The following is a 13,489-nucleotide window of genomic DNA, read 5'->3' on the forward strand; positions in this document are numbered from 1 at the left end:
TCGATTAAGGCAGGGCGACGCTGCTGTAGGCATCCGTCGTGTAGAAGTTGCTGCCGAAGCCGTAGGAACCGTGCACCTCGTACTTAACCTTGCTAACCCGGCCCGAGCTCACCTTAAGGTACACGTGCTGGACACTGTGGTTGACTCTCCACGTGTTCTTCACGGTGTTCGAGTACGAGATCCGACCGCTGCCGTGGTTGACGGTCCCAGAAGGAGAGCCACCGAAGCTCCAACTCAACGCGAAGTAGTCAATGTCCCAGACATCCCGGTGCTTGATGCTGGTGGCGTTGTAGGGCGACGTACCGCCCCACTGTGAATAAGACGTGGTGTTGTAGTAGTCGGCCTTCGTGAAGCAGCAACCCGTAATGGTGTAGACGTCAACGAGAGCCTTGCCATAGGACTTGAGAAGCCCCGACTTACCGCCCGGCGGCGTGATGGTGCGACTCGCCGACTTGTAGATGTTGAACTTGCACGGGGGGAAATTGATACTGCAATGGCTTGCAGAGTTGTTTCCGACATAAGCCGATAGGGTTGAATAGGCACCACCCGTTCGACTGGCCGCCGAGGCTCCCTCAGGATCTGGCTGGTACTCCGGGTCATAATCGACAGCGGGCTCGTCCGAGAGCTCTGCCTGGCCGGGTCCGGAGTCTGGCTGAGGCGTGTCCCCGTTTTCGGGTGCGACGGCCGCCGGCCCCTTGTCCTTGATCTTGGGGTCGGGAATCGTAACGGTGACAACTCCAGGCTGGTCGACGATCGTGACAATTCCCGGATCCGATGACTCCGCCGCAGCCGGCGCCTGCGGCGCAACAGCCCCAACGAGCGCCATCGTTCCAAGGATTCCTATCATGCCAGATAATCTGGCCTTCTTTTTGGTCACGACTTTTTACCCCGTTCACTCGGTACAACGAATAAGACAACCTTCGAGTGCCGCCACATCGGGTCGATTATCCCGACCACCATTAAGGCAGATCGATAAGGTACGCACAATGTAACAGTACCGAGTTCCGCGCGATGCCCCACTTTTGAGCACGTTAAGCGACCGGCAGACATGGTCGACGGTTCGGCACCCTGCGTTAGCGACATTGACCGATTTACCCCCTCTTTCACCTCGGGGATCACCGTCAGTGACCGGTAACGATTGCGAAACGGGCTCGGGCATGGGTCGCGTCCATGGAGGTGGTGTGCCGACATGCCCGTGATGAGGACGTCGCATCGACCGGAGACGGGCATCGCGGAGTCCTTCGAAACGACTGGATCCAACAGGAGAGGCTGCTGACGCACCGCTGGCAGGCCGAGCAGGTCCGCGAAGCGGACATGCAGCGGCAGGGTCCACGGTCGGTGTCGAAGCCGACGGCGATGCAAGGCGTTAGGCCTGGGCTGGGCGTCCGACAAGGACGCGCCGGTCGGACCGCCAATCCCTATACGGCCCGCGGCTCGCAACCGCTGATTGAAGCGGCTCACCCTCGACGGACGGCCACAAGGAAGGCCAACGTCCTGGCCGGCCGGCTCAGTCGGGGCGGCAGCGGCCCCTGCTACACCCTGGTCACCGACGACGGCCGGGAGTACGCGATGCACGGCACCGACAAGGGCACCTTCGCCACCGGCGCCTGGGTGCGGGTGACCACCGCCCCGGCGGCGGACGGGGTGGACTGCGGTCCGGGAATCCCGGTCAGCATCCTCAAGATGAGCCCGGTCGGTTGACCGTCCGCGCCCCTCGGCGGGGTCGGCCGGGCACCCCGCGCCGACGGCACCAACCGGGCCACCGGCGTCGGGGTCCTAGGCTGTCGTCATGACCGAGCAGCGTGACGAGGCCGTCGACGAGTCCTGCGTACTCACCGAGGGGCCGTGGACGCACCGGTTCGTGGGTGCCAACGGCAGCCGCTTCCACGTCGTGGAGGCGGGTACCGGGCCGATGGTGCTCTTCCTGCACGGCTTCCCCGAACACTGGTGGGCCTGGCACCGGATGCTCCCGGCGGTCGCCGACGCCGGTTTCCGCGCCGTCGCGATGGACCTGCGGGGCTACGGCGCCAGCGACAAACCACCCCGGGGGTACGACGGCTACACCCTCGCGGCCGACGTGGCCGGGCTGATCCGGGCGCTCGGCGAGCGCTCGGCCACCCTGGTCGGCACCGGTGCCGGCGGCATGATCGCCTGGACTGCGACCTCGTTCCACCCCAACCTGGTGCGTCGCCTGGTGGTGCTCGGCGCCCCGCATCCGCTGCGGCTGCGGGCGGCCATCTTCGCCGACCCGCGCGGTCAGTTCGCCGCGTCGACCCCGGCGCTGAGATTCCAGCTGCCCCGGTACGAACACCTCCTCACCCGCGACAACGGCCGCGCGGTGGAGGAGATCCTGCGCCGCTGGGGCGGCCACCGCTGGGTCACCGGCGCGGACTTCGCCGACTACGCGCGGCGCTACCGGGAGGCCATGCGGATCCCGCAGGCCGCCTTCTGCGCGCTGGAGGGCTACCGGTGGGCGTTCCGGTCGGTGCTGCGGCTGCACGGCTACCGGTTCGTGAAGCTGATGCAGCGACCGCTCGCCGCGCCCACCCTGCAACTGCACGGGGCGCGGGACGTGGCGGCGTTGCCGCGTACCGCCCAGGGCTCCGGGCGCTACGTCAGCGCACCGTACGAGTGGCGGCTGCTCGACGAGGTCGGGCACTTTCCCCACCTGGAGATGCCGGAACTGGTGCTCGGCGAGGTCCTCCGCTGGGCGAAGTCCTGAGCTTCAGACCCGCTGCTCGCGTACGTCGGTGACCTCGCCGACCGGGGCCCATCCCTGGTAGACGCCGAAGTCGAAGGCCTCCAGCCGCATCGCCTGCGCGACCGGCCAACGGCCACCGGTGTACTCGACCCGCAGCCACCCGTCGTGCTCGGCCAGCACGATGAACGGCTGTCCCTTCCAGGTGCAGGTGGTACGGACGTACACCAGTTCCTCGATTTCGCCGGCCGGCACGACCCGGACGTGCCGGCCGGGGCGTACCTCGGTGAAACCCTCGGTCGCCTCCGGCTGGTAAAGCCGGACCTCGCTGCCGTCCGGGCTGGCCGGGAACTCCCGCCCGCGCCAGCGCGCCACGTAGCCGTCGCGCATCACCGCTCACCGACCTCCCGCCAGGAGAGCGTGTCGGCGTCGAGCACGGCGACCGGTCGCTCGCTACCCGAGGCGTCGATGCGGACCAGTTGCGCGCCGTGCGGCAGCCGGACACTGTCCACCTTGAACTCGGCCAGCACGTCGCTGCCTTCACCGGGGGCGAAGCCGTTGCCCCGGAACGGGGGCCGTTCGATGACCCAACCCTCCATCGCCCGCATGGCCGCCTCGTTCTGCCCGCCGTACGGAATGCGGTACAGGCTCGGCCGGTACGCCGGCCACCGGAGCACGTAGATCTGTTCCGCGTCCGGCGCGAAGGGCGACTCGGGGTGGTTGAGGCCGAGCGCCTGGTAGAGGGCGGCCGGGGTGGTGAGATGCGCCAGCTCGCTCGCCCGGTGGACGAACCCGGAGACCCGGTCGTAGCCCCGTTCCAGGTAGTAGCCGAGTTGACTGGGTGCGATCGCCTTCTGCATCACGATCGGCCGGGTCAGGTCACCCGCCGGTGCCGCCTGCCGTGGACTGCTCGCCGGTGCCGGGGCCTCGACGTTCGGCTCGGGCTCACCCTCGGCGTCGTCGCCGAGGCCGAGTTCGGCGGCCCAGTTGGCCAGCCCGACGATCTGCTCACCGGGCAGCTTCGCACCCACCGGGGTGCCCGGGTTGACGGCGAACGACCAGGAGAGGTCGGGCCACTTCCGAATGAGCTGGACGAAGCGGACCTGGACCGTCTCGGCCGCCGGATCGGTGTGGTCGGCGAGGCGCTGCGGAGAGGTGTAGGCCACCACGAAGGTCTGCCCGTCCAACTGCACGGCCGGCCAGACGAAGCCCGGATCGCCGGGACGGCTTCCGGGGGCGGAGTCGGCCGCCACCGGCATGAGAACCCGGGCCAACAGCAACGTGGACAGGAAGGTGTCCGTGCTGCCGGCCTCCGCGGCACCGTGCAGGTCCTCCTCCACCTCGTTGGCGGGTTGGAAGGGCGGATCGGCGGGCGGCGCGGTGGGCGCAGCGGACGTGGACGTCGAAACCGGGGACTCGGACGCTGCGGGTGCTCGCGTGGCCGCCGCGGACACCGGCGTGAACAGCGACGGGCTCTCCGTGACCGGGCCGGCCGGGCGGGTGGCGACCGGCGCCGCCGTTCCGACGCCGGCATCCGTCTGGTCCTGGCGCGGCGGTGCAGGAGCGGCCGTCGGAGCGGCGGCCGTCGACCCGGGCATCGCCGATCGTCCGGGGACGGTCGACTCGGGCGTCACCGTCCGGACCGGGACGGTCGGCTCGGGCGGCGCTGCCGGCACCGCCACCGTCGGCTCGGCTGCCGCCACCGTCGGCTCCGGGCGGGGTCGGAAAGCGTACCGTCGGCTCGGGATCGACAGCCGTCGGCTCGGGATCGGCGACCGGCGGTTCTGGTCTGCTCGCGACCTTCGCGTCCGCCGGTGCCGGACGAGCCGACGTCGCGCCCGCCCCGGTCGCGGACCGGTCCCCGTCGCCGCTTGGTCCGCCGGGCTGACCTGGGTGGCCGTTGGTCAGGGTGAGGTCCCGGGCCTCGATGATGGTGCCCTCTATGACGATCGGGGTGAAGCCACGGCGCGGCGCGGGGGGAGCGGAGACCGGCTCGGCCGCCGAGGTCGGTTGTTCCTCCTCCGGCTGACGACGGGGCAGCGCCTCGGTCGGGTCACCGCCACCGGCGGTCGGATCACCGCCACCCGGAGCCGCCCAACCGACGGGGGTGCTCACCCGCAGCGGCCGAACCGGCCCGTCGGGCGGTGGCAGCGGCTGGGTCGTCTCCTCGTGCGGGACGGCACGGGTCCGGGCGGTGGCCTGGTCGTCCTCGCTGAACACGAAAGCGCGGGTCGGCCCGTCGGAAGGCTGCTCACCGGCCGGGCCCCGGCGGGGAACGGCTGACCGCCCCGGAACCGCGACGGTGGTGCCGCCCGGTCGGCGAGGCGGTCGCCGCGATGCGGCGAGCGACCGTTCGCCGGCTCGAAGAAGGATCGCTGACCCGTCGGCTCGGGGCCGGAGCCGGCCGGGCCGCCGTTGGCGGGCGCGCCGGACCGGTCCGGCGCGGTGGGCCACCCGGGCCCGCCCGACGTCGGTTCCTCCTTCCGGCCCGGTACCGGCCGCCGTGGCGGCACGCCGCCCACGGTGCCGGCGCCGTCGGGCCGGGCAGCACCAGACCACCCGGCCGCTGGGCGTCGGCGTCCCATCCCACCGCTGTCGGGTGGTGCCGGGCGGGCAGCGAGGCCGGGTGACCGGTCGGCGGAGTCCGTGCGGGGGCGGGCGACCGTGCTCGACGCCGTCGGCGGCACCTCGGGAAGGTGGAAGGCCGCCGGCACCACCGGTGGTGCCGGGGAGAGCTGTGTCGGTCGGACCGGACCCGGCGATCGCGGCGGGGAGGGTGGGTTGGGCGTCGCCGGGGCGGACGACGCCGCGGCGGCGTCGCGGGCCCGGTTCAGCGCCTCCACGCGTTCCAACCGGGCGCGGGCACCCACCGTACGGCCGGGCAACCGGACATCGCCTCGCGACAGCTGGGAGACGTACCAGGCGGGCAGGTAGCCCTCGATGGGCAGGCCCGGGTTCACCGCCAGCCACCACTCGTGGTTCGGCCAGCTCGCGGCGAGTTCCGCGTATCCGGTGCGTCGACTGGGCCCGGCGTGCTCACCGAGGCAGGCCCGCATCGCCTCGGCGGAGGTGAACGCCAGCACGTGCGTCCGGCCGCCGGTTGTCCACGTGCCCCAGCCCACCGGTGTCCGCCCAGCGGCCGCCTGTGCGGAGACCGGCAGCAGCAGCTCGACACCGGACAAGATCCGGAAGTAAAGCTGCTGGTCATTGCCGTGCAGCGCGTCTCGCATCGCCGCCTCGGCCCCGGTGGCCGGCTCCCAGTCGGTCACGGCCACCCCTCCTCCCGGGCACAGCCATAGGTGTCGGATACAACCTACAAGGTGATTGCAAGATCACAATGTCAGGCCGTCGGCGGCCCGCCCGGTTCACCAGCAACCGATAACATCCCGTCTCGGTGTCGACACGATACGGAGGCGGTCGATGTACCGGACGCGCGGTGTGCGCCAGCGAGGTGGTCGGCGCCCACCTGGCGTCCTTCGGGCGGTTCTGGCCGCAGTCCTGCTGGCCGGCCCCATGACGGCCGTCGCGGTGGATCCGGCCCACGCCGCGCCCGCCTGCGCTTCGCCACCGGCTCCGGCCGGGCCGATCTCCGCAGCCCCCTGGGCGCAGCAACGGTACGCCCCGGGGCGGCTCGCCCGACTGGCCACCGGCGCTGGGGTGACCGTGGCGGTGGTCGACTCGGGCGTGGACCGGACCCATCCGCAACTCGCCGGGCGGGTGCTCCCCGGCACCGACCTGCTCGATGTCGGCGGCGACGGCGGACTCGACTGTGTCGGGCACGGGACCGGCGTGGCGAGCATCATCGCCGCGGCGCCCCGCGACGGGACGGCCTTCCAGGGGCTGGCACCCAGGGCCCGGATACTACCGATCCGGGTCAGTGAACAGCAGGTCGTCGACGGACGTGGGACGGGACGCACCGCGACGCCCGTGGATCTCGGCCGGGCCATCCGCTGGGCGGTCGACCAGGGCGCCGCCGTGGCCAACCTCTCCGTGGTGCTCTACGCCGACCATCCCGTGGTCCGCGCCGCGGTCGCGTACGCGCTCAGCCGGGACGTGGTCGTGGTGGCCGCCGCCGGCAACGGGCCCGCTGATGGCCAACGACACCCGTACCCGGCCACCTACGACGGGGTGCTCGGGGTCGGCGCGGTCGGCGCCGACGGGCGGCGGGCCGACTTCTCGCCGACCGGCACGCACGTGGATCTCGTCGCTCCCGGCCTCGACGTGCTGGTCGCCGCTCCGGGGACGGTCACCGCAGTGCCGCCGGCACCAGCTACGCGGCACCCTTCGTCGCCGCCACCGCCGCCCTGCTGCGTCAGTACCGCCCCGACCTCGGGGCCCAGGAGGTGGCCCGGCGGATCGTCGCCACCGCTGATCCGGCTCCCGGCGACGGGTACGGGGCGGGGGTGCTCAATCCGTACCGGGCGGTGACCGAGACCGGGGCGGTGCCGAGGCACGCGCGGCCGGTCACCGGGCTTGCCGACGACCGACCCGATCCGGCGCTGCTGGCACAGCAGGACCGTCGACGTGACGCACGGAACCGGGCACTGCTGCTCGCCGGCGCGGGCGTGCCACTGGTGGTCACCGTCGTGCTGGCCGCGGTGGTGGTGCCCCGAGGGGTACGCCGACGGTGGCGTCCAGCCGACCACGGCCACGACGCGGGGTGACGCCGGCCGGCGTCACCCCGTGGTCTGTGCGTGGCGGTTCACTGGAAGAGGTTGGTGTTCCGCTTCTCGGTGTCGAGGTAGTCGGCCGCGGATTCGTCGACCGCGAGCTTGATGTCCCGCAACATCGCCTGGAGGTCCTGCGAGGCGTTTCGCCACCGCGCCTGCCGCTGCTCGTAGGCCTGCTGTGCCGCACCGGACCAACTGGCCACCAGCGGTGCCGCGTCGCGCTCCAACTGGCCGAGCTGCCCGTCGAGCGTGTTCAGCGCTCGCTGAATGTCCGCGCTGGCCTGTTGCAGCGCGGCGAAGTTGACGACCAGCACACCGTGCTCCATCGGATTCTTCTCCCTGCGTCGTGGGCTAGAGCGGCAGTTGGATGCCGCCACGGTTGGTGGCCGCCACCCGGGCAGCCGCCTCGGTGTCCGAGACGTCGTACCGGGTGCCGGCGGTGCGGATCGCCCCCGCCGTCTCCCGCAGCGCCTGGTGAAGCCCGGCCTGATCCTCCGCCCACTTCCGTTTGACCTGCTCGAACGATCGGCCACCAGCCCCGCGCCAGGCCTGCTGGAGGATCTCCAGCTGGACCAGCAGTCCACTGAGCATCGACTGCAACGACTGGTCTGTCTGCTCGAACTTCGCCGCGGTCTGCTGCATCACCGCGGCCTCTGCCTGGGTCTGGGACACCTTGGACGTCACCTCGTCTCCTCGGTCGTGGCTGGCCCTGCGGCGGGAAACGCACCACCCACGACGCCGGAGGGGGAGCACGACGCGGGATGGGCCAACGAGAACTCGTCGCTGAGAGTAGCTACATGGTCGCGGTTCTGCTACCCCACCTCGCTCCCCTGTGGATAACGCGCTCGATCGCCGGTAACTACCATGGGCGTCGTCGATGTCGCGATCGGTGACGGCCGAAGGGAGGGCACGGTGGCGGCGACCCTCACCCCGACCCGCCCTGACACGGCCGGCCGTCAACCCTCCGACGACCCGTCGTCCGGCTCCGCCCGCCGGATCCGCCCCACCGGGCCACGGCGACGGTCCGGGCTTCGGTGGCACTCGACCCCTCTGAGGTCCGGGCAGATCGTCACCACCCAGGTGGTGGCGGCGGCAATCGTCGTGGTCGCGGGCCGGGGTCACCTGGCGACGGCCGCCACGACACTCGCGGCAGCCGTGCTGCTCACCGTGACCTGGGGCCGGGTCCGCCGACGATGGCTGCACGAGTGGCTGGTCATCGGCGTCGGCTTCCTGGCCCGGCGGCGCGCGACCAGACCCGACGACGGCCCGACCGAGCTGCTCGATCTGGTGAACCCCGACACCGTCATCGGTTCCGTCGAGCTGGGCGACGGTTCCGCCGCCGTGCTGGACGACCCGGACGGCCTGGTGGCGCTGTTGGAGATCGGCGATCCGGCCGACCTGCTCGGTGACCGCGAGCAGCCGCTACCGTCGCCCGCGTCGCTGCTCCCGGCGGAGACCGATCCGGGGCCGCCGGTACGCGTACAACTTCTCCTGACCGGTACGCCGGCACCGGCGGTCGGTGCCGGCGGTGGTGCGGCGGCCGTCTCGTACCGTCAGCTCACCGACGGACAGCTGGCCGGGCGGGAACGGGCGGTGCTGGCGGTGCGGGTGTCGCGGGCGGGCGGCTGGCCGGAGGAGGCGCTGCGGCACGCCCTGGCAGGCACCGTGCGACGGATCGTCCGGCGGCTGCGACCGTTGACCGTGCGCCCGATGGGCGAGCAACCGATCCGGCGGGTGCTCGCCGAGTTCGCCCACCACGACGGACGTCCGGTCCGGGAGTCCTGGCAGGCGGTCCGCTGCGGCGACCTACTGCAGACCACCTTCTGGTTGAGCGGCTGGCCGGGCGGGCAGCCGGCCGCACTCGTGCCCCGGCTGTGGACGCTGCCGGCGACGGCGATCACGGTCTCGCTGCACGCCGGGACGGATCGGCCGACCGCGAGCGGGCTGCTCGTTCGGCTGGCCGCGGCAACACCCGCCGAGTTGTCCGACGCGGCCCGACAGTTGCGGCGGACGGCGGTCGCCGAGGGCGTGCCGGTGGAACGGCTCGACGGCCGGCAGTTGGACGGGCTCGCCGGAACGCTGCCGTTGGCCCGGCCCGGGACACCACTGCTGACCGGTGCCGGGAACCCGAAGCGGGTGGCGCCGTACGGTGCCGCGAACCTGGTGCGGGAGGTGCCGTTCGGCGCCGCCGGGTTGATGCTCGGCGTCAACCGGCACGGCGACGCCGTCACCGTCCGGCTGTTCCGGCCGGAGAGCACCCGGCTGATGCTCGTCGGTGGGGTGCCCGCCGCCCAACTGGTCGCCGTGCGCGCGATGGCACTCGGTGCCCGGGTGATCGTCCAGACGGCCCGGCCGCACGCCTGGGCGCGGTTCGTCCGGGGCACCGGTGCGCCGGGCAGGCCTGTTCCGCTGGTACCACCGGGCCGCCCGGTCACGAACGAGCCCGGGACGCCGCTCGCCCCGGTGCTCGTGGTGCTGGACGCACCACCGCCGACCGGTCCCCGACCGGGCACCGCCTGGCACACCACGCTACTGGTCCGCGACGTGCTGACCCCGGCCGACGCGGACGCGCTGGGCCGGGCCGACCTGGCGGTTTTCCAGCCGCTCAGCCGGGCGGAAGCCACCGTTGCCGGCAACGCACTGGGGCTCGGCGACGCGGCGGAGTCGCTGACCCGCATCCGGCACGACATGCTCGCGGTGGTCAACCGACGCGCCCTGCGATGGGCCCTGCTCGCCCGCACCCCGATCGAGGCGCAGCTCATCGACGTCCGAGCCATCGACCAAGCAGGATGATCTCGCGGGTTCCGCCCGTGCGCCCGCCGTGGCACCATGCCCGCCATGGGTTTTCTGAAAGGTCTACTGATCCGGGTCGGCGCCACGGCGGTGGCCTTCTGGCTGGCCACACTGCTCATTCCCGGCATCTCGCTCGACACGGAGTCGATCTCCGAGACGATCCTGACCCTGATCCTCGTCGCGGTCATCTTCGGGGTCGTCAACGGGGTGCTCCAGCCGATCATCAAGACCGTCGGCTGCGGTTTCTACCTGCTCACCCTCGGTCTGATCGCACTCGTGGTGAACGGTCTGCTGTTCCTGCTCACCGGCTGGATCGCGGATCAGGCGGGGTTGCCCTTCGACGTCGACGGCTTCTGGCCGGCCGCGGTGCTGGGCGCGCTCTTCGTCGGGATCGTCACCTGGATCCTCGGCGCCATCCTCGACCGCGACTGACCGCGACACGGCACCGACCCTGCCGGTGGTCGCCGCCCGACGGTGGCCACCCCGGCAGGGCGGTCGCGCCGGCCATATCGCGGGAATTGGCTGCGGAAACGGCCACGCCGAGGCACTAGCTTCGACAGGGTGTTCACTCTCGCCCGCGTCGACGGCTACATGATCAGCACCGATCCGACCCGGCTCGATCTGGATCTCGTGCACGGCTGGCTCAGCCGGGACGCGTACTGGGCGCTCGGGCGGGACCGGGAGACGGTGACGCGGGCGTTCGCCGGCTCCCTCGGCTTCGGCGTGTACCGGCCGGCGGACGGCCGGCAGGTCGCCGTCGCCCGGGTCATCACCGACCGGGCCACCTTCGGCTACCTCTGCGACGTCTACGTCGACCGGGCCGAACGGGGTCGCGGGCTGGGCACCTGGCTGGCGGGCGCGGTCCGTGACCACCTGGCCGAGCTCGGCGTACGCCGGATCCTGCTGGCCACCAACGACGCGCACGGGGTGTACGCGAAGGTCGGCTTCGACCCCGTACGCGCCGACCGCTGGATGGAACTCGACCGGCGCGACCAGGCCGTGAGTCCGCTCACCAGCAAGGATCGACAACCCGGTACGCCCCTTACGGTGGAGCCGTGACGTCGCTCCGCCTCGGCTACCTCTACGGACTCGGTGCGTACCTGCTGTGGGGGTTCTTTCCGCTCTACTTCAAACTGCTGCGCCCGGCCGGTCCGCTGGAGATCCTGGCCCACCGGGTGGTGTGGTCCGTCGCCTTCGTCGCGCTGCTGCTCGTCGCGCTGCGCAACGTCGGCTTCCTCCGGTCCCTGCTGCGCCGGCCCCGGACCCTCGCGGGGATCGGTGCCGCCGCCACGCTGATCGCGGTCAACTGGTTCACCTACATCTACGGCGTGAACTCCGACCGGGTGGTGGAGACCGCGCTCGGCTACTTCATCAACCCGCTGGTGGTGGTCCTGCTCGGGGTGCTGGTGCTGCGCGAGCGGCTGCGCCCGGCACAGTGGTCGGCGCTCGGCGTCGGCGCCCTGGCCGTGGCCGTGCTCACCGTCGACTACGGTCGGCTGCCGTACCTCGCGCTCATCCTGGCGTTCTCCTTCGGTGGATACAGCCTGGTGAAGAAGCGCCTCGGCCTGCCCGCGGCGGAGGGTCTGTTCGTCGAGTCGGCCGTGTTGTCCCTGCCCGCACTGGGCTACCTCGGCTGGCTCGCCGCCACCGGTGACGCCGCGTTCGGCCACGTCTCGGCCGGCCACACGGCCCTGCTGGTGCTCGCCGGTGCGTTGACCGCGATCCCGCTGCTGCTCTTCGCCGGTGCCGCCAACCGGCTGCCGCTGACCGCCCTCGGGATGCTCCAGTACGTGGCGCCGATCCTCCAGCTCGGCTGCGGCGTACTGATCTTCCACGAGCCGATGCCGCCGGCCCGGTTGGCCGGCTTCGCCCTGGTCTGGCTCGCGCTGATCGTCTTCACCGCCGACGCGGTACGCCAGGCCCGACACACCCGCCGGCTGCGCCTGGACGGCACCGTGCCCGCCACGGCGGCGGTCGCCACCAGCCGCTGAGGTCGCCCACCGCCGAGGTTCCGGCTCAGCGGACCTCGTAGGCGAGCACCGGAGTGCCGTCGGCACGGATCAGTTCCAGCCGGACCAGTTCGGCGTTGGTGAACCGGGTCGCCCCGGTTATCCGCAGGTCGTCGCCGGGAGCGGCCAGCCAGGAGCCGATCTGCTCCTGCGAGCCGTCCCCGGCGTGCGCCACCAGCCGGAAGGCGTTCGCCTTGCCGTACCCGGCCCGCTCGTCGTAGCCGCAGTGCATGGTCACCTCGGTGCCCCAGTCGGTGCCGGTCAACCCGATCTCGGCATGCACCGGCACCGTTCCGGCGACCGGCTGCATCTGCACCATCCGCACCTGGGTTCCCGGCCCGGTCGGCACCTGCCCGGCCAGCATGGTGGCCGCCCCGAAGCCGACCACCAGGGCGAACGCGGCGGCGGCCAGACCGATGACCGCGTACCGCAGCCGACCGGCCTGCCGCTCACGGCGTCGGCGCTCCCGGGCGACGTTGAGCAGTTCGGGCACCCGGGGGTTCTCCGGCGGTGGGAGGAACTGTTCCAGGCTGGCCGGATCCAACCGGCCGAGCAGACCGGGCAGCACGGCGATCTCGGAGACCGACTGCTGGCAGGCCGGGCAGTCGGCGAGATGCCGTTCGTAGGCCACCCGGTCGGCTGGGGAGAGCGCGCCCAGCACGTACGCCCCGTCGTCGTACGCGAACTCGCAACGGTTCATCCGGTCACCCCCATCTCGGCCAGGACCAGCCGCAGGGAGCGCAACGCGTAGTGGGTGCGGGACTTCACCGTGCCCGGCGGAACTCCCAGCCGCGACGCCGCCTCGGAGACCGACCGCCCCTGGTAGAAGCACTCCACCAGGACATCGCGGTGTGAGGGACTGAGTCGGTTGAGGGCCTCCGCGACCGTCCACGCCTCGACGGCTCGCTCGGTTTCGTCGACGACCTCCGGCGGCTCGGGAAGTTCGTCGGTGTAGATCTCGCCGACCCGGGTGGACCGCCGCCGCCAGGCGTCGATCGCCAGGTTGCGGGCGGTGGTGAAGAGCCAGGCGCGCACCGAACCCCGCCGGGGGTCGAGCGACTCCGGATGCCGCCAGGCCCGCAGCAGTGTCTCCTGCACCAGGTCCTCGGCGCGCTGCCGGTCGCCGTTGACCAGCCGCAGCGCGTGCGCGTACAGCGCCTCGGCATGCTCGTCGTGCAGGGCGCGCAGCAGGTGGGCGTCGTGGTCGCTGATGGTCTTCTCCTCGCTCTCGGCGCGAGCGGGCGCGGTGTTACGACCAGAGATACGTGCTGTCACGCCGAACGGTTCATTCCCAGCTCAACCTGGGATTCCCGGGGATG

12 protein-coding genes and 3 pseudogenes are annotated in these 13,489 nt (G+C 71.8%); 7 read left to right on the plus strand and 8 right to left on the minus strand.

Annotated features, from left to right (window positions below; genetic code table 11):
- Positions 1–4: 4 nt before the first annotated feature.
- Positions 5–877 (minus strand): hypothetical protein, encoded by an 873-nt coding sequence (locus tag ENC19_RS08020; protein ID WP_164446475.1) that lies wholly within the window; start codon positions 875–877, stop codon positions 5–7.
- Between the two features lie 692 nt (positions 878–1,569).
- On the opposite strand from ENC19_RS08020, the gene ENC19_RS30890 reads away from it, so the two are divergent.
- Together ENC19_RS30890 and ENC19_RS08025 are read left to right on the plus strand one after the other, a co-directional pair.
- Entirely contained in the window at positions 1,570–1,701 is a 132-nt protein-coding gene (locus ENC19_RS30890) for a hypothetical protein (protein WP_268967984.1), read from the plus strand.
- A gap of 88 nt (positions 1,702–1,789) precedes the next feature.
- A complete protein-coding gene (locus ENC19_RS08025; RefSeq protein WP_164446476.1) occupies positions 1,790–2,722 on the plus strand; it encodes an alpha/beta fold hydrolase in 933 nt (310 codons plus the stop codon).
- 3 nt (positions 2,723–2,725) lie between these two features.
- Here the strand turns inward: ENC19_RS08025 and ENC19_RS08030 are convergent, their stop codons facing one another.
- From ENC19_RS08030 to ENC19_RS31735, 3 genes and pseudogenes are all read right to left on the minus strand, one after another.
- Complete coding sequence (locus ENC19_RS08030; RefSeq protein ID WP_164446477.1) at positions 2,726–3,091, minus strand: hypothetical protein; 366 nt, start codon at positions 3,089–3,091, stop codon at positions 2,726–2,728.
- Positions 3,088–4,296, minus strand: a pseudogene (locus ENC19_RS31730) (SseB family protein); the annotation flags it as partial. The gene ENC19_RS08030 and the pseudogene ENC19_RS31730, both read right to left, overlap by 4 nt.
- Before the next feature lie 672 nt (positions 4,297–4,968).
- Positions 4,969–5,967 (minus strand): annotated as a pseudogene (locus tag ENC19_RS31735) (SseB family protein); the annotation flags it as partial.
- A gap of 151 nt (positions 5,968–6,118) precedes the next feature.
- On the opposite strand from ENC19_RS31735, the pseudogene mycP reads away from it, so the two are divergent.
- A pseudogene (gene mycP, locus ENC19_RS08045) lies at positions 6,119–7,362 on the plus strand (type VII secretion-associated serine protease mycosin).
- A gap of 38 nt (positions 7,363–7,400) precedes the next feature.
- Here the strand turns inward: mycP and ENC19_RS08050 are convergent.
- Positions 7,401–7,694, minus strand: coding sequence for a WXG100 family type VII secretion target (locus tag ENC19_RS08050; RefSeq protein ID WP_164446478.1), 294 nt, complete (start codon positions 7,692–7,694; stop codon positions 7,401–7,403).
- A gap of 25 nt (positions 7,695–7,719) precedes the next feature.
- On the minus strand, positions 7,720–8,040 hold the full coding sequence (locus ENC19_RS31315; protein ID WP_164446783.1) for a WXG100 family type VII secretion target: 321 nt from the start codon (positions 8,038–8,040) through the stop codon (positions 7,720–7,722).
- A 240-nt stretch (positions 8,041–8,280) separates the two neighbouring features.
- Here ENC19_RS31315 and eccE point away from each other — a divergent pair, with 240 nt between their 5' ends.
- From eccE to rarD, 4 genes are all read left to right on the plus strand, one after another.
- Positions 8,281–10,161, plus strand: coding sequence for a type VII secretion protein EccE (gene eccE, locus ENC19_RS08060; protein ID WP_281602384.1), 1,881 nt, complete (start codon positions 8,281–8,283; stop codon positions 10,159–10,161).
- Positions 10,162–10,206: 45 nt separating this feature from the next.
- A complete protein-coding gene (locus ENC19_RS08065) occupies positions 10,207–10,593 on the plus strand; it encodes a phage holin family protein (RefSeq protein ID WP_164446481.1) in 387 nt (128 codons plus the stop codon).
- A gap of 129 nt (positions 10,594–10,722) precedes the next feature.
- A complete protein-coding gene (locus ENC19_RS08070; RefSeq protein ID WP_164446482.1) occupies positions 10,723–11,220 on the plus strand; it encodes a GNAT family N-acetyltransferase in 498 nt (165 codons plus the stop codon).
- Complete coding sequence (rarD, locus tag ENC19_RS08075) at positions 11,217–12,152, plus strand: EamA family transporter RarD (protein ID WP_164446483.1); 936 nt, start codon at positions 11,217–11,219, stop codon at positions 12,150–12,152. Before ENC19_RS08070 ends, rarD begins: the two co-directional genes overlap by 4 nt.
- 25 nt (positions 12,153–12,177) lie before the next feature.
- Here the strand turns inward: rarD and ENC19_RS08080 are convergent, their stop codons facing one another.
- Both ENC19_RS08080 and ENC19_RS08085 read right to left on the minus strand, forming a co-directional pair.
- A complete protein-coding gene (locus tag ENC19_RS08080; RefSeq protein WP_164446484.1) occupies positions 12,178–12,870 on the minus strand; it encodes an anti-sigma factor family protein in 693 nt (230 codons plus the stop codon).
- The gene (locus ENC19_RS08085) at positions 12,867–13,361 is read right to left on the minus strand and encodes a sigma-70 family RNA polymerase sigma factor (protein WP_166458318.1); all 495 of its coding nucleotides are present in this window, start codon (positions 13,359–13,361) and stop codon (positions 12,867–12,869) included. Before ENC19_RS08085 ends, ENC19_RS08080 begins: the two co-directional genes overlap by 4 nt.
- Between the last annotated feature and the right edge of the window lie 128 nt (positions 13,362–13,489).

The sequence above is a fragment of the Verrucosispora sioxanthis genome (assembly GCF_010560025.1).
In the GTDB taxonomy this organism is placed as follows: Bacteria; Actinomycetota; Actinomycetes; order Mycobacteriales; family Micromonosporaceae; genus Micromonospora; species Micromonospora palythoicola.

Excerpts from the sequence above, each read along its gene's own strand:
- ENC19_RS08080 (WP_164446484.1), bottom strand. The coding sequence starts at position 12,870 with ATGAACCGTTGCGAGTTCGCGTACGACGACGGGGCGTACGTGCTGGGC.
- ENC19_RS08065 (WP_164446481.1), top strand. The coding sequence starts at position 10,207 with ATGGGTTTTCTGAAAGGTCTACTGATCCGGGTCGGCGCCACGGCGGTG.
- ENC19_RS08050 (WP_164446478.1), bottom strand. The coding sequence starts at position 7,694 with ATGGAGCACGGTGTGCTGGTCGTCAACTTCGCCGCGCTGCAACAGGCC.
- ENC19_RS08025 (WP_164446476.1), top strand. The coding sequence starts at position 1,790 with ATGACCGAGCAGCGTGACGAGGCCGTCGACGAGTCCTGCGTACTCACC.
- ENC19_RS30890 (WP_268967984.1), top strand. The coding sequence starts at position 1,570 with ATGCACGGCACCGACAAGGGCACCTTCGCCACCGGCGCCTGGGTGCGG.